The 23,170-nt window shown below is 71.9% G+C and carries 20 protein-coding genes and 1 riboswitch; of the genes, 16 read left to right on the top strand and 4 right to left on the bottom strand.

What is annotated here, in order from left to right; all coding sequences use genetic code 11:
• Positions 1-48 precede the first annotated feature (48 nt).
• Both OHA68_RS29755 and OHA68_RS29760 read right to left on the bottom strand, forming a co-directional pair.
• Positions 49-336 (bottom strand): Lrp/AsnC family transcriptional regulator, encoded by a 288-nt coding sequence (locus OHA68_RS29755; protein ID WP_189143300.1) that lies wholly within the window; start codon positions 334-336, stop codon positions 49-51.
• A gap of 18 nt (positions 337-354) precedes the next feature.
• Positions 355-2,079, bottom strand: a complete 1,725-nt coding sequence (locus OHA68_RS29760; RefSeq protein ID WP_327103223.1) for a DEDD exonuclease domain-containing protein — start codon at positions 2,077-2,079, stop codon at positions 355-357.
• An 86-nt stretch (positions 2,080-2,165) separates the two neighbouring features.
• Here OHA68_RS29760 and OHA68_RS29765 point away from each other — a divergent pair, with 86 nt between their 5' ends.
• From OHA68_RS29765 to OHA68_RS29785, 5 genes are all read left to right on the top strand, one after another.
• A complete protein-coding gene (locus OHA68_RS29765) occupies positions 2,166-3,671 on the top strand; it encodes a serine/threonine-protein kinase (protein ID WP_327103224.1) in 1,506 nt (501 codons plus the stop codon).
• Positions 3,661-5,103, top strand: a complete 1,443-nt coding sequence (locus OHA68_RS29770) for a serine/threonine-protein kinase (RefSeq protein WP_327103225.1) — start codon at positions 3,661-3,663, stop codon at positions 5,101-5,103. The genes OHA68_RS29765 and OHA68_RS29770 overlap by 11 nt, the downstream gene beginning before the upstream one ends.
• Before the next feature lie 75 nt (positions 5,104-5,178).
• Positions 5,179-6,726: a hypothetical protein gene (locus tag OHA68_RS29775; protein ID WP_327103226.1), complete on the top strand. Its 1,548-nt coding sequence runs from the start codon at positions 5,179-5,181 to the stop codon at positions 6,724-6,726.
• 329 nt (positions 6,727-7,055) lie between these two features.
• Positions 7,056-8,393 carry a sensor histidine kinase gene (locus tag OHA68_RS29780; RefSeq protein WP_327103227.1) on the top strand — a complete coding sequence of 446 codons (1,338 nt, stop codon included), beginning with the start codon at positions 7,056-7,058 and terminating at the stop codon, positions 8,391-8,393.
• Positions 8,390-9,046: a response regulator transcription factor gene (locus OHA68_RS29785; RefSeq protein ID WP_327103228.1), complete on the top strand. Its 657-nt coding sequence runs from the start codon at positions 8,390-8,392 to the stop codon at positions 9,044-9,046. Before OHA68_RS29780 ends, OHA68_RS29785 begins: the two co-directional genes overlap by 4 nt.
• Here OHA68_RS29785 and OHA68_RS29790 read toward each other — a convergent pair.
• A complete protein-coding gene (locus tag OHA68_RS29790) occupies positions 9,036-10,097 on the bottom strand; it encodes a phosphotransferase family protein (protein WP_327103229.1) in 1,062 nt (353 codons plus the stop codon). The two genes, OHA68_RS29785 and OHA68_RS29790, sit on opposite strands and share 11 nt — an antisense overlap.
• A gap of 203 nt (positions 10,098-10,300) precedes the next feature.
• Between OHA68_RS29790 and OHA68_RS29795 the strand changes: the two genes are divergently transcribed.
• The 6 genes from OHA68_RS29795 to OHA68_RS29820 all read left to right on the top strand — a co-directional run bounded on the left by OHA68_RS29795 (position 10,301) and on the right by OHA68_RS29820 (position 17,263).
• Positions 10,301-11,563, top strand: coding sequence for an NYN domain-containing protein (locus OHA68_RS29795; RefSeq protein WP_327103230.1), 1,263 nt, complete (start codon positions 10,301-10,303; stop codon positions 11,561-11,563).
• 145 nt (positions 11,564-11,708) lie between these two features.
• Positions 11,709-12,617 carry a C40 family peptidase gene (locus OHA68_RS29800; RefSeq protein ID WP_327103231.1) on the top strand — a complete coding sequence of 303 codons (909 nt, stop codon included), beginning with the start codon at positions 11,709-11,711 and terminating at the stop codon, positions 12,615-12,617.
• A gap of 368 nt (positions 12,618-12,985) precedes the next feature.
• A riboswitch (cyclic di-AMP (ydaO/yuaA leader) is annotated at positions 12,986-13,145 on the top strand.
• Positions 13,146-13,218: 73 nt separating this feature from the next.
• Positions 13,219-13,719: a C40 family peptidase gene (locus tag OHA68_RS29805; RefSeq protein ID WP_327103232.1), complete on the top strand. Its 501-nt coding sequence runs from the start codon at positions 13,219-13,221 to the stop codon at positions 13,717-13,719.
• 133 nt (positions 13,720-13,852) lie between these two features.
• The gene (locus OHA68_RS29810; RefSeq protein WP_327103233.1) at positions 13,853-14,659 is read left to right on the top strand and encodes a hypothetical protein; all 807 of its coding nucleotides are present in this window, start codon (positions 13,853-13,855) and stop codon (positions 14,657-14,659) included.
• 73 nt (positions 14,660-14,732) lie between these two features.
• Positions 14,733-16,169: a M48 family metallopeptidase gene (locus tag OHA68_RS29815; RefSeq protein WP_327103234.1), complete on the top strand. Its 1,437-nt coding sequence runs from the start codon at positions 14,733-14,735 to the stop codon at positions 16,167-16,169.
• Positions 16,166-17,263 (top strand): glycosyltransferase family 4 protein, encoded by a 1,098-nt coding sequence (locus tag OHA68_RS29820; protein WP_189143311.1) that lies wholly within the window; start codon positions 16,166-16,168, stop codon positions 17,261-17,263. Before OHA68_RS29815 ends, OHA68_RS29820 begins: the two co-directional genes overlap by 4 nt.
• An 89-nt stretch (positions 17,264-17,352) precedes the next feature.
• On the opposite strand, the gene OHA68_RS29825 is transcribed toward OHA68_RS29820, so the two are convergent.
• Positions 17,353-19,131: an AMP-dependent synthetase/ligase gene (locus tag OHA68_RS29825; protein ID WP_327103235.1), complete on the bottom strand. Its 1,779-nt coding sequence runs from the start codon at positions 19,129-19,131 to the stop codon at positions 17,353-17,355.
• A gap of 139 nt (positions 19,132-19,270) precedes the next feature.
• On the opposite strand from OHA68_RS29825, the gene OHA68_RS29830 reads away from it, so the two are divergent.
• The 5 genes from OHA68_RS29830 to OHA68_RS29850 are packed head-to-tail and all read left to right on the top strand — an operon-like array spanning position 19,271 to position 23,155.
• A complete protein-coding gene (locus OHA68_RS29830) occupies positions 19,271-20,038 on the top strand; it encodes a metallophosphoesterase family protein (protein WP_327103236.1) in 768 nt (255 codons plus the stop codon).
• A gap of 38 nt (positions 20,039-20,076) precedes the next feature.
• Positions 20,077-20,514, top strand: a complete 438-nt coding sequence (locus OHA68_RS29835) for an SRPBCC family protein (protein ID WP_189143314.1) — start codon at positions 20,077-20,079, stop codon at positions 20,512-20,514.
• Between the two features lie 3 nt (positions 20,515-20,517).
• The gene (locus OHA68_RS29840) at positions 20,518-21,732 is read left to right on the top strand and encodes an ArsA family ATPase (RefSeq protein WP_327103237.1); all 1,215 of its coding nucleotides are present in this window, start codon (positions 20,518-20,520) and stop codon (positions 21,730-21,732) included.
• Between the two features lie 34 nt (positions 21,733-21,766).
• Positions 21,767-22,207: a hypothetical protein gene (locus tag OHA68_RS29845; RefSeq protein ID WP_327103238.1), complete on the top strand. Its 441-nt coding sequence runs from the start codon at positions 21,767-21,769 to the stop codon at positions 22,205-22,207.
• 15 nt (positions 22,208-22,222) lie between these two features.
• Positions 22,223-23,155 carry an ROK family glucokinase gene (locus tag OHA68_RS29850; protein WP_327103239.1) on the top strand — a complete coding sequence of 311 codons (933 nt, stop codon included), beginning with the start codon at positions 22,223-22,225 and terminating at the stop codon, positions 23,153-23,155.
• The last annotated feature ends 15 nt before the right edge of the window (positions 23,156-23,170 follow it).

Consider the following 23,170-nt stretch of genomic DNA (forward strand, 5'->3'; position numbering starts at 1 on the left):
CGCCGGAACCCCCGCGTCACGGGACGCGGGGGTCGGGTGGAGCGGAGGTCAGTCGGACTCGGGGAAGCCGATGGAGAAGGTCGCGTCCAGGTCGTGCTTGGAGTAGGTGCGGAAGGCGATGTGCGTCTCGGTGTGCAGCACGCCGGGGACCTTGTTGAGCCGGCCGGGGATGACCTCGGCGATCTGCTCGTAGGCGGCCACTCGCACCATGGCCAGCAGGTCGTATTCGCCGGTGATCGAGTAGACCTCGCTGACGCCGCCGATCTCGGCGATCGTCTCAGCGACCTCCGGGATCCGGTCCACCTCGGCCTTGATGTGAACGATTGCCGTGACCATGGGACCAACTGTATCGAATCACCGCAGAGGACGCCCCTCCCGGCCGCGAGCCTGGTCGAGGCCGCGGTAGGCGAGGTCGATGCGGGCCTTATGGCGGGCGGCGCCGCGCGCGGGCAGGCTCCACTGGCCGTCGACCTCTACCAGCCGCACGCCGGGGGACTCCAGCCAGCGCAGGATGCACTCGGTCTCCTCGGCGCTGGCCGCGTGCACCGGGCCGGGGCCGGGGATGACGGCCTCGGCGGTGGCGGTGAGCGAGGCGACGAAGGGGGTGGGGTGGGCGCCACGGGGCATGACGCCGGCCGCCGCGAGCCTGCCGTATCTGATCACGTGGATCTCCCAGCCGCCGTCGAAGGCCGGGGCGGCGGCGACGAGCTGCGGGATGGCGGTGATCGCGCTGAGGCGTTGCATGCGGGCGGCGGCGCGGACGAACGCGGCCAGCCGGTCGCGGTCGACGGACGCCTCCTCGTAGCGCTGCTCGACCGCCAGGCGCTCCATGCGGGCCGAGACCGCCTGATAGACGGGGGAGGCGTCGAGCAGCATCGCGCGGCGGGCGGTCTCCACATGCACCGCGTAGTCGGCCTGGCTCTGCTTGCCCTCGCACGGGGCGCCGCAGCGGCCCATCTCGTGCAGCACGCAGGCCGTACGGCGGGTGCGGGCCGTGATGGGCTGGGTGCACTGGCGCAGGGGCAGCGCCTCGTGCAGCGCGTTGCGGGCGTCGTCGGCGAGCCGGGCACTGGAGAACGGGCCGAGGTAGGCCGCGCCGTCGTCCCTGACCTCGCGCACGATCGACAGGCGCGGGAACGGCTCGTCGGTGAGCTTGAGCCAGACGACCTTCTCGGGGAAGCGGGACTTGCGGTTGTAGCGGGGTTTGGCGCCGCCGATCAGGCGCAGCTCCCTGACCTCCGCCTCCAGCGCGGTCGAGCAGACGATGTGGCGGACCCGCTCGGCGATGCCGATCATCTCGCGGATGCGCGGCCTGGTCTCGCCGGCGGTGAAGTAGGAGCGCACGCGGTTGCGCAGGTTGGTGCTCTTGCCGATGTAGAGGACCTCGCCGCGCTCGTCCTCGAAGAGGTAGACGCCGGGGGAGTGCGGCACCGACTCGGCCAGATGGCGCTTGCTCTGCTGCTCGGGAGTGGGGGCGCGGACGAACGACTTGAGCTCTTCGAGCGTGTGCACCTGGAAGGAGCCGGCCCGCTCGATGAGGCCGTGCAGCACGTGCACGGTGGCTCTGGCGTCCTCCAGCGCGCGGTGGCACGGATCGGTGGGGCTGCGGAAGAACCGGGCGAGGGTGGACAGCTTGGCGTTGGGCGTCTCGTCGCGGGTCAGCACCCGCCGGGCGAGGTCGACGGTGTCGACGACCGGGTTGGCCGGCGGGGGATAGCCGTGCGCGGCGCAGGCGGCCTTGACGAAGCGGGTGTCGAAGCCGGCGTTGTGGGCGACCAGGGTGCTGCCGCGGATGAACTCCAGGAAGCTCGGCAGCACCGACTCGATCCGCGGGGCGGCCACCACCATGGCGTCGGTGATGCCGGTCAGCACGGAGATGAACGGCGGGATCGGCCCGCCGGGATCGACCAGCGTGGAGAACTCCCCTAACACCTCGCCGGCCCGCACCTTGACCGCGCCGATCTCAGTGATCATGTGCTCGGCGGGCGACCCGCCGGTCGTCTCGAGGTCGAACACGACGAAGGTGACGTCACTCAGCGGAGTGCCGAGCTCATCGAGGGTGCCTTGTACCGGTTCCACGATCCAAGACCATAGACACGGCGACCGACAGTTGCGCCGCCACGGCGAATAACTATTCGGCTTGAACCTTCGTTACCCTTCCCTTTATGTCCGGGGGAAGACTCGCCAACCGCTACTCCCTGATGCACCCGCTGGGCAGCGGTGGCATGGGGCGGGTCTGGCTGGCCAGGGACGAGATGCTCGACCGTGAGGTGGCGGTCAAGGAGCTCACCCTGCCCGAGGGACTGTCCCCCAAGGAGCGGGCCGAGCTGGTCACCCGGGCCGTGCGCGAGGCCCAGGCGATGGCCCAGCTGCGGCACCCGGGCATCGTGGCGCTGCACGACGTCGTCGTGGAGCACGACCGGCCCTGGATCGTCATGGAGCTGCTGCGCGGCCGCACCCTCGGCGAGGCGGTGCAGGCGCACGGCCCGATGCCGGTGGAATACGTCGCCAGGATCGGCGCCGACATGCTCGACGCGCTGTCCGCCGCGCACGCCCGTGGCCTGCAGCACCGCGACGTGAAGCCGGGCAACGTCTTCCTCACCGACAGCGGCAGAGTGGTGCTCACCGACTTCGGCATCGCCAGGCAGGAGGGCCAGGCGACGCTGACCGAGCAGGGCATGACGATCGGCTCGCCCGGGTTCATCGCGCCCGAGCGGCTGGAGGGCGAGGCCGGCGGGCCGGCCAGCGACGTGTGGTCGCTCGGCGCCACCCTCTATCTCGCGGTGACGGGCACGGCGGCCTACAGCGGCACCGCCGCCGAGCGGATCAGGGCGACGCTGACCCAGCCGCTGCCGGTGGCGCCGGGGCCGCTCGGCCCGCTGCTGGCGGCCATGATGGCGGCGCATCCGGCGGCCAGGCCCGCCGCGCCGGCGATGATCCAGCCGCTGCGGCAGGCCGCCGCCGGTCTGCCCGCCGTCCTGCCGGTGCACCACGTGCCGACGGCGCCGCGCCCGGTCAGGCGGCGTCACGGGTCCCTGCTGTGGCTCGCCGCCGTGGCGGCGGTGCTGGTCGTGGCCGCGGCGGCCACCGCCGTCGTTCTGATCCTGAAAAATCGGGACAACGGGGTGCCCGCGGCGTTCACCGTACCGCTGAACGTGTGCTCCCTCCTCGGCCAGGAGGACGTCGGCCTGCTGCTGCGCACCCAGCAGCCGCCCGCGGGCAAGGCGAGCGCCGACGAGCTCGGCCCCCAGTGCGGCTGGACCACGTCGGGCAGAGGCATGGAGGTGCAGGTGCAGAAGGACTCCGACACCCGCGATCCGTGGGCCATGACCCCCGAGTCGGCCCGCACCCTGTTCGCCAACCAGCACCGCTACTGGGCCAAGAACGACAGGGCCGAGTGGATCTGGCCGGAGATCGGCGTCACGAAGGCCCAGCCGGTGACGCGCACCCCGATCCGGGCCATCCGGGGCGTCGGCGAGGAGGCCTTCACCTACGAGCTGAAGGGCCCCACGGGCCGGATCCTCTCCGCCGTCGTCTTCTACCGCCTGGCCAATCTGGTGGTGAGCGTCGAATACACCACGCTCGCCGACCGGCCCAGCGACGACGACATCAAGCAGACGGCCCTGAAGGCGGCTCAGGCGAGCGAGCGGGCGTTACTCCATGCGGGCTGAGGGTTACCTGCTCGCCGGCCGCTACCGCCTCGTGGAGCGCCTCGGACAGGGCGGCGCGGGCACGGTCTGGCGGGCGCACGACGAGACGCTGCACAGGCAGGTCGCGGTCAAGCAGGTCACCGTGCCGCGGGAGCTCACGCCGCGGGAGCGGGCCGAGTTCGCCGACCGGGCCATCCACGAGGCCAGGTCCGCCGGGCGGCTGCGCGACCCGGCCGTCGTCCTGGTGCACGACGTCGTGCTGGAGGAGGGCCAGCCGTGGATCATCCTGGACCTGATCGCGGGCCGCTCCCTGGACAAGGTGATCAAGGAGCACGGCCCGATGCCGCCGGACATGGTGGCCCGCGTCGGCCTGCGCGTGCTGTCGGCGCTGTCGGTCGCGCACTCCCACGGCATCGTGCACCAGGACGTCAAACCGGCCAACATCCTGCTCGACGCCGACGGCTCGGCGATGCTCACCGACTTCGGCATCGCGGTCCCGATCGGCGGCCGGGCCGACAAGTACGGCAGCGCCGGCTCGCCCGGCTACATGGCGCCGGAACGGCTCAACGAGCACCCCTCCGGCCCGGCCTCCGACCTGTGGTCGCTCGGCGCCAGCCTCTACACGGCGGTGGAGGGGCGAGCGCCGTTCGAGCGGGCGGGGCCCGCCGCCGTGGCCGCCGCGGTGCTGCTGCACGAGCCGCCGCCGCCGGTCAGAGCAGGCCGGCGGCTCGGCGGGCTGCTGACGGCGATGCTGGCCAAGGATCCGGCCGCCCGCCCCACGGCCGCCCAGGTGCGCGAGGAGTTGCACGCCGTGCTCGCCTCTCCCGCGCCCGGCGCCTCCTCGCGCCGCCGCTGGTGGCTCGTTCCGGCGGTGCTCGCCGCCGTCGCCCTGCTGGGCACGGGCGGCTGGTACGGCCTGACGGTGCTCGGCCAGGAGGATCCCGGCAGGTTCGCGGTCGCGCCGGCCCCGTGCGAGCTGCTGACCGACGCCCAGGCCGCCCAGCTGCTCAAGGGGACCGCGAGGCGGGCGGCGACCCGGGAGGGCGAGTGCCGGTGGCAGGTGCACAAGGGCTCCAGGAGCGTCCGCTCGATCACCGTACGGACCTGGGCGGAGCAGCCCACCGGTGACTTCGGCGGTCCCGAGGTGGCCGCGCTGCGCTTCGCCAACGAGCGCACGGTCCGCGGCGGCACCGAGGGCGTGGCGTTCCGCAAGTCCGTCGGCCCCGTCAGCGACGTGCGGGACGTGGGAGAGGCGGCGATCGTGCAGAGCACCTTCGAGCGCTCCCTGGGCGCCCCCGACGAGGGCCGCGCAGACAGCACGGTGCTGCTGCGCACCAGCAACCTGCTCGCCGAGGTCGTCTGGCACGACGAGGACGCCAAGCGGTCCACGAAGGTCGACCAGAAGCCGGTGCTCGCCACCGCCCGCATGGTCTCGACCGCGTTGCGGGAATGAGCCACCGCAAGCGCCTCGCAAGCCGGATGACTAGCATGTTTCACCGCAAGTCATGGCAATCCCCTGGAGTCCCTGGTGAATCCCGGTAGCGAGTACCAACCCCCGCACCGTCAGGTGCCGAGTGGCGGGCCGTTCGAGCCACCGACCATGCCTCCCCGGTTCCCCGGACCGCCCCCGCCCTGGCAGCCGCCCCCCGGCCGGCCGCCGGCCCGGCGCCCGTGGATCCTGCCGGTGGCCGCCGTCTGCGTCGTGGTGCTCATCGCCGGCAGCGCCGGCGCCTACCTGCTGTACGGCCAGGTGCAGCGCACGTTCGGCACCCCGCTCGGCGGCGGGACGCAGGCGCCGCCGTCGCCGTCGAAGTCCGTGAAGGCGGCCGCGGTGACCGGCCCGGACGTGTGCACGATGCTGCCGAAACTGGAGGCCGAACGGCTGGTGCCCGAGGCGACGGTGGCCAAGGACTCCAGAGACACCGAGTACACGGTCAACTTCTCCTGCAACTGGACGAACCGCCGCATCTCCTTCGGCGAGTTCTGGCGCAGCCGCGAGATCGACGTCAAGGTGGCCCAGCATCGGGGCAACGGCGCGAAGACCGGCCGGGCCATGGCCCAGAACTCCTACGACGTCGACTACGGCGGCGCCAAGTTCGGCGAGACCGCCAAGCCCACGGCGAAGAAGGGCGAGAAGGACTACGTCTCCGCGGTGAAGGAGGTGCCCGGCGTCGGCGACGCGGCCTACGCCCAGTACACCTGGCGCCGCTCCGGCACCACGCTGTGGTACTCCTTCGGCACCGCTCGGGCCCGCGTCCAGGACATGACCATCGAGGTCAGGTACCAAGCGAGCCAGCAGCGCAAGGACGCCCAGGTCCTCAGCAGCGAGACCGTCCAGTCGGTCACCGAGGCCAACGCGATCCGCGAGGCCACCAAGGTGATCACGCAGATCGCCAAGGGCGTGGCCGCCTGGAAGGCCGAGCACCCGGACGTGCTCGCGCAGCCGCACAAGGCGGCCACCACCAAGCCGAGCCCGGCCCCCACGCCCTCGCCGACAGAGCTCGCCGCCATCCCGCCCGCCTGTCAGGCCGTCGCCGGGGTGGCCACCGGGCTCGTGCCCGGCCCGACCACCAGGACCCGCCGGATGGAGGCGGGCGACGACACGCAGACCGAGTGCCGCTGGCTCAACCGGGAGATCCCCGTGGGCCAGGCGACCAGGATCCGCAGCGTGCTGATCACCGTGCACTCCTTCACCAACCGCGCCGGCGTCGCCGACGCGACCGCCGCCAAGTCGTTCTACTCCAGCCGGCGCGGCAGCGACCGGAACATCGCCCAGTCATCGCTCGGCGGCTTGGAATTCGGCAAGGTGTTCGACCTCGAAGGTCTGGGGCAGCAGGCCTACGGCAAGTACGTCAGGACCAGGCGGGGCGAGGTGTCGGCGGGCAGCGGCTCGGTGATCGTGCTGCAGGGCGCCGTGGTGGTGGAGGCCGACTACGCCGGCGCCGACCGGCCCAAGGACGAGCCGGCCAACTCTCCCAACGCGGTGCTGATGGCCGAGAAGCAGGCTCGCACGGGCGCGCTGACCGTGGCGCGAGCGTTCCTGCCGGCGCTGGCCGACAAGCCGATCGGAAGCTGACGTGGCGAGCTTGACTCCCTGCTGTTAAAGAACGTGCAACCACCCTGCAAGTCGGACAAATACGGTTATTTAAGGAAGCGGTACGTGAGCCGCGTGGTCTGGTTCGCCCAGTACAGGGGCCTGGGCGCACCGAGGGGGATACGCGCGGCTCACTGCCGTGCCCGGCCGATCAGCCCGGCCGGCCGATCAGCCCGGCCGGCTGATCATCTCGGCCGGCTGTTCGGCCCGCCCGGCTGATCGGCTCGCCGGTCGCGTCGGGTCGAGGTCCGGGACGGTATCGACTTTGGTCGCTGTCGCCGTGACCCCCGTACGGCATAGCCTCGGTGAACGTGACGGAGTCGCACGAATACCGGTGGGCGCTGCCGTCCGTGCTGCTGGGCGACGGCGGGGACGGGCGGCCGGTGCGGCGCTCGACCCGTGACTGGGTCGTCGACGTCGTGATGTTCCTGCTGGCCTGCGGGCTCGCGCTGGTGACCGTCCCGGAGCTGAAGGGCCAGCCGGAGCCGGTGATCGCGCTGGAGCAGGTGGTCGGCGTCCTGGCGTGCCTGTCGGTGTGGCTGCGCCGCCGGTGGCCGGTCGGGCTGGCCCTGGTGACCACCATTCTGTCGTCCTACCTGGAGCTGGTCGGCGGGGCCGCCGTCGTCGGGCTGTTCACGGTGGCGGTGCACCGGCCGTTCAAGGTCTCCGGCCCCATCGCCCTGCTCGGCGTGGTCACTGTGTTGCCGTACGCCTTCCTCAAGCCGGACCCCGAGCTCGGCCCGTTCGGCACGCTCGTGTTCAGCCTGGCCATCATGCTGACAACCTTCGCCTGGGGGGTGGTGGTGCGGGCCAGGCGGCAGCTCGTCTGGACGCTCAGGCAGCGGGCCGGCGTCGCCGCCGAGCAGGCCAAGCGGCTGGAGCGCGAGCGGATCGCCAGGGAGATGCACGATGTGCTGGCGCACCGCCTGTCCATGCTCAGCCTGCACGCGGGCGCGCTGGAGTTCAGGCCCGACGCGCCGGCCGAGGAGATCGCCAGGGCGGCCGGGGCGATCAGGAGCAGCGCCCACCTCGCGCTGCAGGACCTGCGCGAGGTGATCGGCGTGCTGCGCCACCCGGACTCGCCCGGTGACGAGCCGGTGCCCGACCGGCCGCAGCCCACCCTGGCCGACCTGCCCGCGCTGGTGGCGGAGTGCGAGCAGGCGGGCATGGACATCCGGCTCGACCTGGCGGTCCGGGACATGCCGGAGAGTCTGGGCCGCACCCTCTACCGCATCGTGCAGGAGGCGCTGACCAACGCCCGCAAGCACGCGGGCGGCGCACCCGCCACCGTGGCGGTGGCCGGGGCGCCGGGAGAAGGGCTGTCGGCCGAGGTCCGCAACGCCCTGTGGCCGCGATCCGGCCCGCGCACCCCCGGGTCCGGGTCCGGCTCGCGCATCCCCGGGTCCGGCCCGCGCATCCCCGGGTCCGGTCCGCGACCCCCCGGGTCCCGCTCTCGCATCACCGGGTCCGGTCCGCGCATCCCGGGGTCCGGCTCGCGCATCCCCGGGGCCGGGGCCGGGCTCATCGGGCTGACCGAGCGGGCCGAGCTGGCGGGCGGGCGGCTGGAGCACGGCGCCACCCCCGACGGGGATTTTCTCGTACGGGCCTGGCTGCCCTGGCCGGCCGACCACCCCCGGGAGGATGCATGACCGCGCCGATCCGCGTCCTGATCGTCGACGACGACGCGCTCGTCAGGGCGGGGCTGTCCATGATCCTGGGCGGGCAGGACGACATCGCGATCGTGGGGGAGGCGGATGACGGGTCACGGGTGCCGCCGATGGTCGCCGAGCACCGGCCCGACGTGGTGCTGATGGACATCCGCATGCCGGACGTCGACGGGCTCGCCGCGACCGAGGCGCTGCGCGGCACCAAGGCGCCGCCCGAGGTGCTGGTGCTGACCACCTTCCACGCCGACGCGCAGGTGCTGCGCGCGCTGCGCGCGGGCGCGGCCGGGTTCCTGCTCAAGGACATCCCGCCGGCCGACCTGGTGACGGCGATCAGGAAAGTGGCGGCGGGCGAGCCGATCCTGTCGCCGGTGGTGACCCGCCAGCTCATCTCGCACGTGTCCGCCGACGGCGCGGGACACCGTACCGAGCGTGCCCGCGTCCTGCTCGACCGGCTCAGTGAGCGTGAGCGCGAGGTGGCGGGGGCGGTCGGCCTGGGCAGGTCCAACGCCGAGATCGGGCGTGAGCTGTTCATGAGCGTGCCCACGGTCAAGGCGCACGTCTCGCGCATCCTCACCAAGCTGGGGCTGAACAACCGGGTGCAGATCGCGCTGCTGGTCTACGACGCTAGCCTGTGAGCAGCCGTTCGAGGGTGGCCCGGTGGATGACGAGGTCGTCGGGGTCGTCCGGCATGGCCAGCTCGCCGAAGTGGATCCTGCGCAGCCACACCCTGGCCATGACGATCCCGTGCCGCAGGGCCGCGTACATCTCGTGGAAGCGCAGGTCGCGCGGCTCGTGGCCGGTCAGCTCGCGGTAGGTGCGGCAGACGTCCTCGGGGCGCATGAAGTCCGGCAGGCCGGGCAGGCCCATGTCCACGGTCAGGTCCTGGAAGAACCGGTGCAGGAAGATCATCCAGGCCAGGTCGAGCTCCCGTGGCCCGATCGCCGCCATCTCCCAGTCGAACACGGCCACCGGCGTGAAGTCGCGGTACATCACGTTCCCGATGCGCGCGTCGCCCCAGCACAGCACGTCGGCGCCGGGGTCGTCGGGCCAGTGTGCCTCCAGCCAGTCGAAGGCCCGCTCCAGCAGGGGGACGGGCCGCTCGCCGTGCGCCCACCGGTAGTAGGCGCGCTGGGCCCGCAGGTGCTCGCGCAGGCCGCCCGCGCCGAGTCCGGGCACCTCCTGGTGGGTGAACCGGACGTCGTGCAGCGCGGCCAGGATGCCCACGGTGGTGTCCTGCAGCCTGCGCCGGTCGGCGGGCGCCGCCTCGCACAGCCAGCCGCCGAAGGTGTAGGGCATGACATCCGGGGGCACCTCGCCGTCCTCGCGGGCCATCACGAAGAACGGCGTGCCGAGCGGGCCGGGGTCGGCCTCGAACCAGAGCGGCCTGGGGGCTGGAATCCCAGCTTTTCGCCTGGCCAGCCGCATCAGGTCGTACTGCGTGCGGAGGTCGTACACAGGGAAGATCGGAACGGCCTCCGGCGCAGGTGCGAGCCTCGCCACGCACCGCTCGTGGGTCCCCTCCCAGGAGGCGGTGAAGAACACGGTCTCGCTCGACATGCCGTTGGCCGAGGGGCGGGACACCTCGCTGACGGCCACCGGGGTCCCGAGGCGTCCGCTCAGCCAGGTGGCCAGCCGGTCGCGGAGTTCGGGCAGGTGGCGGGTGGAGGTCCGGACGGGCTCGGACATGGCGCACCTCCTGGGCGAGCAGGGGTCCTCGCACAGTCGTACAACGCCAACCAAGCGCTTGTCCAGCTTTGGGTGGCCGTTACGGACAGGTAGCCGACAGCCGTACCCTTGTCTGAAAGAGCATGTCATGAAGGGACAGTGGGATGAGTTCAGCGGGTGAAGGCCTGTCTCGCCCGCTTCCCGAGCAGGTTCGGCTGAATGTCGTGGACCTGGCGGCTCAGGTTCTCGGCTCGATGCCCGGTGCCGCCATCCCGCCGCCGCTGCGCGGCATCGCCAAGTTCGACCCGCGTAAGCGCGCCAGGCTGGGCAGCGCGCCCATCGCCGCCCAGCTGGAGAACGACAAGGAGTTCCGCGAGGCGGTCGCCGAGTCGGTGGCGGCCGGCTGGCCGGAGCTCATCACCTCACTGGCCGAGGGCAACGTGCCGCCCGCGGCCGATCCCGTGCTCGTCGCCGCGGCGGCCTACCTCACCAGGCCGCCCGGCTGGGCGGAGATGGTGGAGTCGGCCAGGGCGGATCTGGAGCGGTCGGTGGCCGCGGCCGAGGGCTCCGAGCGTGAGGAGGTCGTCTCCCGGCTGCGCGAGCAGCTCGCCGCCCTGAAGACCACCGCCAAGGAGGAGGCCGAGCGGCTGCGGGAGCAGCTCAAGGCCGCCCGGGCGGAGAACTCCGACCTGCGCCGCAAGCTGCACGAGGCGCGCGAGCGCACCAAGGCCGCGGTGCGCCGCGCCGAGGAGATGACGCACGCCGCCGAGGACGCCAAGGTCGCCGCCTCGGCCGCGGGCACCGCGGGCGAGTCCGAGCTGCGGCGGCTGCGCGAGCGCCTGGCCGACGTCGAGAAGCAGCTCGAAGCCTCGCGCAGGGCCGCCCGCGAGGGCCGGAGCATCGAGGACGCCCGCGTCAGAGTGCTGCTCGACGCGCTGCAGGACGCCTCGGCGGGACTGCGCAGAGAGCTGGCCCTGCCCACGACGATCAGCAAGCCCGCCGACTCGGTCGCCGCGGTCACCGGCGAGCGCCCGGGGGTGCGCGGGGTTCCCGCCCGCGCCCTGGCCGACGACGACCCCCAGCTGCTCGACCAGCTCCTCGCGCTGCCGCAGGTGCATCTGATCATCGACGGCTACAACGTGACCAAGTCCGGCTACGGCACCCTCACCCTCGCCGACCAGCGCAACCGGCTGATGACCGGCCTCGGCGGGCTCGTCGCCCAGACCCGGGTCGAGGTGACCGCCGTGTTCGACGGCGCCGAGCTCAACTCGCCCGTCCAGGTGGTCGCGCCGCGCGGTGTGCGGGTGCTGTTCAGCGCGCCGGGCGAGATCGCCGACGACCTGATCCGCCAGCTCGTACGTGCCGAGCCACCGGGCCGGGCGATCGCCGTGGTCTCCTCCGACCGCGAGGTGGCCGAGTCGGTGCGGCGGATGGGAGCCAGGCCCGTTCCGTCCGGTCTGCTGCTGCGCCGGCTGGGTCGCGCCTAATTTATTACAATATGACGTTTAGGTGAGACTTGCCCTGTCACTTCTGTATATTTCGCCCCAGGTATATCCCCTGGGAGGCGACGCTGTGAGGTTGGGCCGGATACCCCTGGCCACGGGTCTTGCGATCGGGCTGTTACTGACCCCGATGGGAGGCGCACTGGCCGATCCCAAGCCCACGGTCAGCCAGGCCAAGGCGAAGCTGAAGAAGCTGAACGACAAGGCCGACAAGGTCGTCGACCGTTACAACACGGCGACCGAGAAGTACAAGGCGGCCAAGGGCCGCTACACCAAGCTCAACGAGAGCTACCGGCGCAAGCTGGCCACCGTCGCCGATCTGCGCGAGCAGGTCGTCTCGATGGCCGTCGACAGCTACAAGATGGGCGGCGACTTCGCCGCGCTGCCCACGATGATCACCATCGACGAGCCCGGTGACATGCTGTACAGCATGTCGCTGACCAGGCAACTCTCCCAAGAGCGAGCCGACAGGCTCGCCGCCTTCGACAGGGAGAACCGCGGCCTGAAGACCGAGCGGGACGGCGCCCAGGACGCCCTGGGCGACGCCGACAAGGAGCGCGACGCGGTCAACAAGGACCGCAAGGAGATCCTCGGGCTCATCGCCGAGCAGAAGAAGCTCCTCGACAGGCTCGGCGCCTACCGCGCCGGCAACCCGAACAGCACCGGCCTCAAGTACACCGGTCCCGCCTCGGGTAACGCCGCGTCGGCGCTGTCCTTCGCCTACGCCCAGATCGGCAAGCCGTACGTCTTCGGCGGCACGGGACCGGGTGGGTACGACTGCTCCGGCCTCACGCAGGCCGCCTGGCGCGCGGCCGGTGTCGAGTTGCCCCGCACCACCTGGCAGCAGTGGACGTCCGGCCGTCCGGTGGACATGAATGCCCTGGAGCCCGGTGACCTCCTGTTCGCCCAGGGATTGGGTCATGTGGGTATCTACGCGGGCAACGGCCAGATGGTTCACGCCCCGCAGACCGGTGATGTGGTCAAGGTGGTCCCCCTTTCCGCGTACGGCCGCAGTTTCGCGGGCGCCCGCCGCCCGTAGATCGCACCCTTCGAACCGGGTCCTGGGACATTTCCGGGGCCCGGTTCTCGCGTTGTCCGGGTGTCGCTGGATGTGACGCCTGTGACAGGAGGTACGGATGGGTCCTGACAAATCACGGTTTCGTCAACTGTGACAATGGTCACTTTTCAATAACGAACCCCCGTATTCCAGCAGGGCCGAAGGACTTGACTCAGTCTTTAGCTGATCTTGACTCCCTTACTCAGGCTTTGCCAGACCTGGACCTCCGGGCGTAGCTTCTGGCCTCGCGGCGCCAAGCCATGACGCCGCGAACCGCCATCGGGACCTCTCCGATGTGGACCGATAAACATTCCAGCCGGTCATCGCCGCATCCCTTGAATCGCATCGAAGGCGGTGACCTGCCGAGTCCGTGCAGCCAGGAGGCACGGAGCCGGGGACCCAGCGATCCGCGTTTTCCGGATCAGGGGTGAATCGGCGCGACCCGCGCCGTAGGGCGACTTCCAGGCCCGAATCCGTCAGCTAACCCGGTAGGCGTTCGTGGAAGCTCCAAGGAGAAATCCTGTCTACCTCTTCGCATAACCCCCGCCTGTCCCGTATCGCCCTTGGTGGCGTGGTGCTGACCATGACCGTGACAGCCGGAGGTGTGGTCCTCCCTGCCACGACGGCGCAGGCGGCGACGACGAGTGAACCCGCCGGCCTCTCCGTGACGAAGGCGGCCAGGTCCGCCAAGTCCGCGAAGCAGGCGAAAGCCGCTCAGCAACAGATGATGGCCGGTAAGGCGGTCGCGGTGGCCAAGAAACAGATCGGTGACCCGTACCGCTACGGCGGCACCGGGCCTGGTTCGTTCGACTGCTCGGGTCTCGTCCAGTTCGCCTGGAAGAAGGCCGGAGTGAAGATCCCGCGCGTCACGTACAGCCAGTTCGCGCGCATCAGGAAGAAGGTCTCCTTCAAGAATCTGCGGAAGGGGGACCTGATGTTCTTCAGCGGGCTCGGCCACGTCGGCATGTACGTCGGCGACGGCAAGATGATCCATTCGCCGCGGACAGGCGAACGGGTGCGCGTCGAGAAGCTCTCCAGATGGCGCAAGTCGTCATTCGTGGGTGCCGTACGTCCCGGGTTGTGACCCCGGTCCGAAGGCCCCGTCCCTGCCTGGGACGGGGCCTTCGGCCGTCTAGAGGGCCGTCCCGAGGGCTGTCTCGGGGACGGCTCGCGGCCTCTGACCCGCCCGCCGGCCGGGGCGGCTAGCATCGGGCAGCGTGTCCGTGCGCGTGAACCGTCGAGCGGTGCTGGCGGCCCTGCTGCTCGCCGGGACCGCCACGGCCGCCGCCCCGATCCTGCCGGACGTCGCCGGGCTCCACGCCCTGTGGGGCGACGAGGCGATGGTCGTACGAGGGGAGAGCTCTTTCGTCGTCGGGCACCACGCGCCCGCCGAGCTTCTCGGCGACCTGGCGCGCCGGGCCGACGCGGCGGGCCGGCGGGTGGCGGCCGTGCTGGGCGGCCGGGTGCGGCCGGTGGTCCTGGTGCCCGCCTCCACCCCCGAGGCGGCCGGGCTCGCCGGGGTGGCGTCGGTCGACGGGCTGGCCGCCATGGCGGACGGCGGCCGGGTGATCGTGGTGCCCGAGTTCTTCGCCCGGCTCACGCCGACCGGCAGGGACGTGGTGCTGACGCACGAGCTGACCCACGTCGCGGCGGGCACCGGCGGGCTGCCGATCTGGCTGTACGAGGGCTTCGCCGACTACGTGGCCTACCGGGACGCCGGGCTGCCCCTGCGGGTGGCCGCCGCCGAACTCGCCGCCGAGGTGCGCGCGGGACGCGTGCCACGCCGCCTGCCGGGTCCGGCGGACTTCGCCCTCCAGGGGGACGGCGCAAGGCTCGCGCGGGCGTACCAGGAGGCGTGGCTGGCGTGTCGCTTCCTCGCCGGGCACCGGGGTGAGAGGACCCTGGTGAGGCTCTACCGTGAAGCCCAGGAGGGCGGCGCCGACCGGGCGCTCGCCGCGCTGGGGCTCTCGACCGGCACGCTGACGGAGCGGTGGCGCGCGTACATGCTGGACCAGTTGGCGTGAGGAGTCGCTGTCCGTCTGCTTTCCTCTTGATGCGGGGCGGAGGTCCAGAGAGAAACTCGATGAACGGACGCGCATGGACGACCAGAACAAGAACGACACGGCGGACGATGACGTCGGCGTCACAGAGGCGGGTGAGGTGGCCGTAGAGGCCGGCGAGAGCGCCGAACCCGCCCGCCGAGCCGTACCACCCGGCACGGGCTCTGGACGGGCCCCGGAGGGGCAGGGGAGAGGCGTGACGGGCGCGGGGGACGAGCGGCGGGCCGCGTCGCTGCGGCGGCAGGCGGGGGCGGCGCTCGCGGTGCTGGGCGCCGTGCTGGTGGGCGTGGTGGCGTTCACCACGCCGTGGCGGGCGCTGCCCGCGGCCGCCCCCGCCGTCACACCCGATCCGGCCAGGGACTTCACCGCGGCTCAGGTGGCCAGGTCACAGGCGTTCGACGCGGCCACCAGCCTGCCCAGCTACCTGTCGCTCGGGATCGGCCTGGTGTTCGCGGGGCTGCTCGTCGCCACCCCGCTCGGCGCGAAGCTGCTGGGGTGGGTGCGCGGCCCGTGGTGGGTGCGGGTCCTGCTGGGCGTGTTCGCCATCACCGCGATCGAGGAGGCGCTGCGCTGGCCGCTCGGCATCTGGTTCGAGACGGTGCTGCGCGACTACGGGCTGTCCACCCAGGACTGGGTGGGGTGGACCGGAGACCGGCTCAAGGGCATCGGCATCAACGCGGCCCTGCTGGCCGTCATGGTCCTGGCGATCGTGGCCCTGGCGCGCAGGATCAGGCGCTGGTGGATTCCCGCCGCGGTGGGCGCGTTCGCGCTGACCGTGGGCGCCTCCTTCGTCTACCCCGTCGTGTTCGAGCCGGTGTTCAACGACTTCCACGCCATGCCCGCGGGACCGCTGCGCACCAACCTGATGGCGATGGCCGACCGCGACGGCGTCCCGGTGGAGGACGTTCTGGTGGCCGACGCCTCCCGCCGCACGACAGCGCTCAACGCCTACGTCTCCGGCTTCGGCGCCACCCGCCGGATCGTGGTCTACGACACCCTGCTGAAGGCGCCGCAGCCGGAGGTGGAGCTGGTCGTGGCGCACGAGCTGGGCCACGCGAAGAACCGCGACGTGCTCTACGGCACGCTCGTCGGCGCCATGGCGGCCGCGCTCGGCGCGATCCTGCTGTTCCTCGGCTTCCCTCTCCTGCGCAGGCGTACGGGCATCGCCTCGATCACCGATCCCCGCGCGGTCGGCGTGCTCATCGGGTTGATGACCCTGGCCACGTTCCTGTCCGGACCCCTGCAGAACGTGCTCAGCCGTGCCATCGAGGCCAGGGCCGACGTCCATGCCCTGGACCTGACGAGAGACCCGGTCACGTTCGTCGCGATGCAGAAACGCCTGGCAAGCACCAACATTTCCGACTTGTCACCCGATGCGGTGGAATATGTGCTCTATGCGTCTCATCCCACGACTCCTCAGCGAATCGCCCTGGCGCGTTCCTGGGCAGCGCTGAACGGCGTCCCCGGCCCGTGACCAAGGTGGTCTTCGTCACGAACGACTTCCCGCCCCGGCCCGGCGGCATCCAGTCGTTCGTGCACGGCCTCGCCCTGCGCACGCCGGACGTGGCCGTCTACGCCCCGGCCTGGCCCGGGTGCGCCGAGTTCGACCGGCGGCAGCCGTACCGGATCGTGCGTCACCCGGGCCGGCTCATGCTGCCCACGCCCGCCGTCGCCCGCCGGGCCGCCCGGCTGGTCGCCGAGCACGGCGCCGGCACGGTCGTGCTCGGGGCGGCGGCGCCGCTCGGCCTGCTCGCCCCGCGCCTGCGCGCGGCGGGCGCGCGGCGGGTGGTGATGCTCACCCACGGCCACGAGGCGTCGTGGGCGAGCGCGCCGGTCTTCCGCTCGGTGCTGCGCAGGATCGGCGAGCACGCCGACGTGGTCACCTACCTGGGCGAGTACACCCGCGCCCGGCTGGCCGCCGTGGTCCCGGAGGACAAGCTGGTACGGCTCGCGCCGGGCGTGGACACCGACCTGTTCCGCCCCCCGGCGGCCAGGACGGTGCCGCGCGAGCTGGCGGGGCTCGGCGGACGGCCGGTGGTGGCGTGCGTGTCCAGGCTGGTGCCGCGCAAAGGGCAGGACCAGCTCATCAGGGCCTGGCCCGAGGTGCTGCGGGCGGTGCCCGACGCGGTGCTGCTGCTGGTGGGCGGCGGGCCGTACCGGCGCGAGCTGGTCAAGCTCGCCGCGGGCCGGCCGTCGATCGTGTTCACCGGCACCGTCCCCGCCGCCGACCTGCCCGGCTACTACGCCGCCGCCGACGTCTTCGCCATGCCGTGCCGGACCCGATGGGGCGGCGTGGACGTGGAAGGGCTCGGCATCGTCTTCCTGGAGGCGTCCGCGACCGGCCTGCCGGTCGTGGCGGGCGACTCCGGCGGCGCGCCCGAGGCGGTACGGCACCGCGAGACCGGCCTCGTCGTCGACGGGGACAGCGTCGAGGAGATCGCCGCGGCGCTGATCGAGCTACTGGCCAACCCCGACCAGGCGCGCAAGCTCGGCGCGGCCGGCCGCGACTGGATCGCCGCACAGTGGTCCTGGGACCAGGCGGCCGCCCGCTTCCGAGCCCTGCTCTAGCGCCGGTCGCCGGTGTGGAGCGCGTTTCTGGCGCTGGTCGCCGGTGTAGGGCGCCTGTCTGGCGCCGGCCGCCGGAGCAGAGCGCCTGTCTAGTGCTGGTCTCCCGTGTAGAGCGCCTCGATGTCGGCGGCGAAGTCCTTGGCGATGAGGTTGCGCTTGACCTTGAGCGTCGGCGTCAGGTGGCCGCTCTCCTCGGTGATGTCGGCGGCGAGCACCGTGAACTTCTTGATCTGCTCGGGCTTGGACACCATGCTGTTGGCCCGGTCCACCGCCCCCTGCACCTCCGCCCGGATCCGCGCGTCGGCGCTCAGCTCGGCGGGCACGGTGGCGGACAGCCCGTTGGCCGGCGCCCACTGCTCCAGCGCCTCGGGGTCCAGCGTGATCAGGGCCGCCACGAACGGCCGCCCGTCACCGACGACCATGGCCTGGGAGATCAGCGGATGCGCCCGCAGAGCGTCCTCCAGCGGGGCGGGCGCGACGTTCTTGCCCGCGGCCGTCACCAGGATCTCCTTCTTGCGGCCGGTGATGCGCAGGTAGCCGTCGGCGTCGAGCTCGCCCACGTCGCCCGTGTGGAACCAGCCGTCGGCGTCGATCACCTCGGCCGTGGCCACGTCGTTGCGCCAGTAGCCGCCGAACACGTTGCGCCCCTTGGCCAGCACCTCGCCGTCGTCGGCGATGCGCAGGGTGACGCCCGGCAGGGGCTTGCCCACGGTGCCGATCTTGTTGCCGCCCGGCATGTTGACCGAGCAGGGGGCGGAGGTCTCGGTCAGGCCGTAGCCCTCGAAGACCTCGATGCCGACGCCCTTGAAGAAGTGGCCCAGCCGCTCGCCCAGCGCGGATCCGCCGGACACCGCCGCCGACAGCCTGCCGCCCGTCGCCGCGCGGAGTTTGCCGTACACGAGCCTGTCGAACAGGGCGTGCCGCAGCCGGAGTCCGACGCCCGCCCCACCGGCGCTCTCGGCCTTGCTCCAGGCGACGGCCGCCTCCACGGCGGCGGCGAAGATCTTGCCCTTGCCGCCCGCGATGGCCTTCTGCTCGGCGCCGTTGTAGACCTTCTCGAAGACGCGGGGCACGCCCAGCAGGAACGTGGGCTTGAAGCTCTGCAGGTCGGGGGCGACGTTCTTCATGTTGGGGGTGTGCGCGATGACCGCGCCCGCCTCGATGAGCACCACCTGGATCATGCGCGCGAAGATGTGCGCCAGCGGCAGGAACAGCAGCCCGGAGGGCTCCTTGCCGAAGAACAGCGGCTCCAGCGGCCCCGACGCCACGTTGCGTGCCGTGAACAGCAGGTTGTCGTGGCTGATCAGGCAGCCCTTGGGCCTGCCGGTGGTGCCGGAGGTGTAGACGACCGTCGCCAGGTCGGCGGCGCTCACCCGGGCCCTGCGCTCGAGCACCTCGGCGTCCTCGGCGCCGGAGCCGTCGAGGACGGCGTCGACCCGCCAGACGTTCTTCAGGGCGGGCGCCGCCTCGCGCACCGCCTCCTCGTGCGCGTCCAGCTCGACGAAGGCGGCCTTGGCCTCGCTGTCGGACAGGATCCACCTGACCTGCTCGACCGAGGACGTCTCGTAGATCGGCACGGTCACCGCGCCGATCGTCCAGATCGCGTAGTCGATGAGGGTCCACTCGTAGCGGGTGCGCGACACCAGCGCCACCCGGTCACCGTGCTCGATCCCGGCCGAGACCAGCCCTCGGGCGAGCGCGACCACCTGGTCACGGAACTCGCCCGCGGTGACGACGGGCCAGCCGTCACCGACCTTGCGGCGCATGATGACCCGGCCGGGTTCCTGCTCACCCCGTTCGAAGACGGTGTCGGTCAGACAGGCTGAGGCGGGAACATCCACCAGCACGGGAACGGTGTACTCGCGCACGTATCCACACTCCTCCGGGTGCACGCCACGGATGACAGCCTGGACGTTACCGCGATAAGTTACGCGCGGGTAGCCCCTGTCATCCAGGCGTTATGTAGGACGTGCAACACGCTAGCAGCATGCTCGTAGGATGCCCGGCATGAGGCTCCACGTGGTCAGCGACGTGCACGGCAGGGCCGACGCGCTGGCCCGGGCGGGTGACGGCGCCGACGCCCTGATCTGTCTCGGCGACCTGATCCTGTTCATCGACTACGCCGACCACGCGCAGGGCATCTTCGCCGACCTGTTCGGCGCCGACCAGGCCGGCCGGTTCATCGCGCTGCGCACCGCCAAGCGGTTCGACGAGGCCAGGTCCATGGCCGCCGGGCTGTGGGCGAGCCTGGACGGCGATCCGCGCGAGCACATCGAGCGCAACGTGCGCGCCCAGTACCGTGAGCTGTTCGCCGCCATGCCGGTGCCCTCCTATCTCACCTACGGCAACGTGGACATCCCGCGCCTGTGGGGCGACTACCTGCGGCCGGGCCAGCGGGTGCTCGACGGCGAGACCGTGGAGATCGGCGGCCTGCGCTTCGGCTTCGTGGGCGGCGGCCTCAAGACCGACTACCGCACACCGTACGAGATCAGCGACGAGGAGTACGCCGCCAAGGTGGCGGCCGTCGGCGAGGTGGACGTGCTGTGCTGCCACATCCCGCCCGCGGTGCCCGAGCTGCTCTACGACGTGGTCGCCAGGCGCTTCGAGCGGGGCAGCGAGGCGACCCTGGAGGCGATCAGGCGCACGCAGCCGCGCTATGCCCTGTTCGGGCATGTGCACCAGCCGCTCTACCGGCGCACCCGCATCGGCCGCACCGAATGTGTGAACGTCGGCCATTTCCGGGGAAAAGGCGTTCCGTATGTCCTCGAATGGTGAGCCACCGCGATCACCCGATTCTGCACTACGGTGGTCGCATGGCTGATCGCACCACTTCGAGCATCACCATCGACGCCGGCCGCGCCGCCGTGATGGCGGTCATCGCCGACCTGGCGGCCTACCCCGAGTGGGCCGGGCAGGTGAAGAGCACCGAGGTGCTCACCACGGGCGCCGACGGCAGGCCGGAGACGGTCCGGTTCGTCCTCGACGCCGGCGTGATCAGCGACACCTACACCCTCGCCTACACCTGGCAGGACGACCGGAGCGTGAGCTGGCGGGTGGCCGAGCCCGGCAAAATGGTCTCGCGGCTCGACGGGAGTTATCTGCTCGGCGACGCGGGCAGAGGGATCGAGGTGACGTACGAGCTCGCGGTCGACCTCGCCGTCCCCATGATCGGGATGATCAAGCGCAAGGCGGAGAAGGTGATCGTGGACACCGCCCTCAAGGGTCTCAAGAAGCGCGTCGAAGGCCGCTGAGCGGTGAGCCCCCGGGTCCTGCTCTTCACGGGCAAGGGCGGCGTCGGCAAGACGACCGCCGCCGCGGCCACCGCCACCCTCGCCGCCAGGCGCGGGCTCAAGACGCTGGTCGTCTCCACCGACACCGCCCACTCGCTGGCCGACGCGCTCGGCGTACGGCCGGACAGTGCTGATCAGGAGATCGCGCCCGGCCTGCACCTGCACCAGGTCGACACCCAGGCGACGATGGAGCGTCACTGGGGCGAGCTGCAGGACTACGCCACCAACCTCCTGGTCGAGCTGGGCCTGGACGAGATCACCTCCGAGGAGATCACCGTCCTGCCCGGCGCCGAGGAGATCATCGCGCTGCTGGAGCTGCGCGAGCACGCCCGCGAGGGCCGCTGGGACGTCATCGTCGTCGACTGCGCCCCCACCGCCGAGACGCTGCGGCTGCTCGCCCTGCCCGAGGCGCTCGAGTGGCACATGACCAGGCTGATGCCCGTCGGCCGCAAGCTGATGCGGCTGGTCTCCCCGTTCGTGCGCGGCGTGGCCCGCGTCAGCACGCCGGGGGAGGAGGTCATGGGCGCGGGCGAGCGCCTGCACCGCGGCCTGCTCGAGGTGCGCGAGCTCCTCACCGGCGACCAGGCCTCCGTGCGCCTGGTGCTCACCCCCGAGTCCGTGGTGCTCGCCGAGGCCCGGCGCACCCTCACCTCACTCAACCTGTACGGCTACCGCGTCGACGCGGTCATCGCCAACCGGGTCTTCCCCGCCGGTGGCGCCGACGAGTGGCGTGCCCAGTGGGTGGCGGCCCAGTCCAGGCTGCTGGCCGAGGCGGAGGAGTCGTTCGCGCCGCTGCCCATCCACGTCGTCCCCTACCTGCCGGCCGAGCCGGTCGGCAAGGACGCGCTGGCCGAGGTCGGCGCGGCGCTCTACGGCGAGGCCGACCCGTTCGCCGCCCCCACGGCCGCGCCGCCGCTGCGGCTGGCCGCCGACGAGCTGACCCTCGCCTTGCCCGGCGCCGAGCGGGGCGAGGTCGATCTGGCCCGCAAGGGCGACGAGCTGATCATCACGGCCGGCCCCTACCGGCGGATCCTGGCGCTGCCCTCGTCGCTGGCCCGCCGGAAGATCAGTGGCGCGGTGCTCCGCGACGGCGTCCTCCGGGTACGGTTCACCTCGGAGGCGAAACCCGACGAAGCTAACGTAACGGCCCACCCGGATGCGGGACCGGCCGCGACGTGAGCCACGAGGGTGAGCGCACGAGCCGGGAGGGCACATGACTGACAACACCGCTAACAACGACAGGGATCCCATCGGGACCGTCGCGGAAGAGGCGCGCAAGCTCTTCGACGCGATCCAGGGGCGCGCCACCCGCCAGGTCGGCAAGAGCGTGTTCAACTCCTTCACGGGCGGGGGCGGCCACCGCGCGGAGAAGGACGTGTGGGGCGAGGCGGTCTCCGAGCCGGAGGACGAGTACATCTGCCGCGCGTGCCCCTTCTGCCGGGCCATCGCCGCCCAGCGCGAGGCGGCCGCGGCGGGGTCGGGCTCCGGGGTCGGCGGGGCGGCAGGCGACGTCGCCGGACACATCATGGCCGCGGGCGGCGAGCTGTTCGCCGCGTTCCGGCAGGCTCTGGACTCGCTGAACAAGCCCGCCACCCCCCGTGCACCGCGGGACGACGACGGCCGCGACAATGTGGAACACATAGACCTGGGATAAAGGGGAACATCGGCAATGCTCACGATCGGTGTGGACATCGGCGGCACGAAGGTGGCCGCGGGTGTGGTCGACGACGACGGCACGATCGTCGCCCATACGCTCAGGCCGACCGCCGCCGATCGGCCGGACGTGGTCGCCGACACGGTCGCCGAGGTCGTACGCGAGCTCTCGCAGGGCCGGCAGATCGAGGCCGTCGGCATCGGCGCGGCCGGGTTCGTCGACGAGACCCGCTCCATCGTGCGTTTCGCCCCCAACCTCGCCTGGCGCGAGGAGCCGCTGCAGAAGAAGATCAGCGGGCTGGTCGGGCTGCCCGTCGTGGTGGAGAACGACGCCAACGCCATGGCCTGGGCCGAGGTCAGGTTCGGCGCCGGGCGCGGGCAGTCCCACGTCATCTGCCTGACCGTCGGCACCGGCATCGGTGGCGGCATCGTCTTCGACGGCCGTCTCTACCGGGGACGGTGGGGGATGGGCGCCGAGCTGGGCCACATGCAGGTGGTGCCGGACGGGCGCCTGTGCGGGTGCGGCCGGCACGGCTGCTGGGAGCAGTACGCCAGCGGCAACGCGCTGGTCGCCGACGCCAGGGACACCGCCAGCGCGCACCCCGAACGGGCCGAGATCCTCCTCGGGCTGGCCGGCGGCACGATCGAGGGCGAGGAGGTGACCGAGGCGGCCCGGCGGGGGGACAAGGCCTCGCTCGACGCGTTCGCCAGTGTCGCCGACTGGCTCGGCCAGGGCATGGCCGACCTCGCCGCGGTGCTCGACCCGGGCTGCTTCATCCTGGGCGGCGGCGTGTCCCGAGCCGCCGACCTGTTCTTCGACCGGACCCGTGAGGCGTTCGAGGAGCGGCTGACCGGCAAGGGGCACCGGCCGGTCGCCGACGTGCGCCTGGCCGAGCTCGGCGCCTCGGCCGGTCTGGTGGGCGCCGCCGACCTGGCCCGCAGGCGCTGACCGGCCGAGAGCCGC

It is taken from the genome of Nonomuraea glycinis, from assembly GCF_035920485.1.
In the GTDB taxonomy this organism is placed as follows: Bacteria; Actinomycetota; Actinomycetes; order Streptosporangiales; family Streptosporangiaceae; genus Nonomuraea; species Nonomuraea glycinis.

Coding starts and splice junctions, on each gene's coding strand:
- OHA68_RS29785 (WP_327103228.1), top strand. CDS start 8,390: ATGACCGCGCCGATCCGCGTCCTGATCGTCGACGACGACGCGCTCGTC.
- OHA68_RS29845 (WP_327103238.1), top strand. CDS start 21,767: ATGACTGACAACACCGCTAACAACGACAGGGATCCCATCGGGACCGTC.
- OHA68_RS29770 (WP_327103225.1), top strand. CDS start 3,661: ATGCGGGCTGAGGGTTACCTGCTCGCCGGCCGCTACCGCCTCGTGGAG.
- OHA68_RS29835 (WP_189143314.1), top strand. CDS start 20,077: ATGGCTGATCGCACCACTTCGAGCATCACCATCGACGCCGGCCGCGCC.
- OHA68_RS29800 (WP_327103231.1), top strand. CDS start 11,709: ATGGGAGGCGCACTGGCCGATCCCAAGCCCACGGTCAGCCAGGCCAAG.
- OHA68_RS29765 (WP_327103224.1), top strand. CDS start 2,166: ATGTCCGGGGGAAGACTCGCCAACCGCTACTCCCTGATGCACCCGCTG.
- OHA68_RS29850 (WP_327103239.1), top strand. CDS start 22,223: ATGCTCACGATCGGTGTGGACATCGGCGGCACGAAGGTGGCCGCGGGT.
- OHA68_RS29830 (WP_327103236.1), top strand. CDS start 19,271: ATGAGGCTCCACGTGGTCAGCGACGTGCACGGCAGGGCCGACGCGCTG.
- OHA68_RS29755 (WP_189143300.1), bottom strand. CDS start 336: ATGGTCACGGCAATCGTTCACATCAAGGCCGAGGTGGACCGGATCCCG.
- OHA68_RS29790 (WP_327103229.1), bottom strand. CDS start 10,097: ATGTCCGAGCCCGTCCGGACCTCCACCCGCCACCTGCCCGAACTCCGC.
- OHA68_RS29815 (WP_327103234.1), top strand. CDS start 14,733: ATGGACGACCAGAACAAGAACGACACGGCGGACGATGACGTCGGCGTC.
- OHA68_RS29805 (WP_327103232.1), top strand. CDS start 13,219: ATGACCGTGACAGCCGGAGGTGTGGTCCTCCCTGCCACGACGGCGCAG.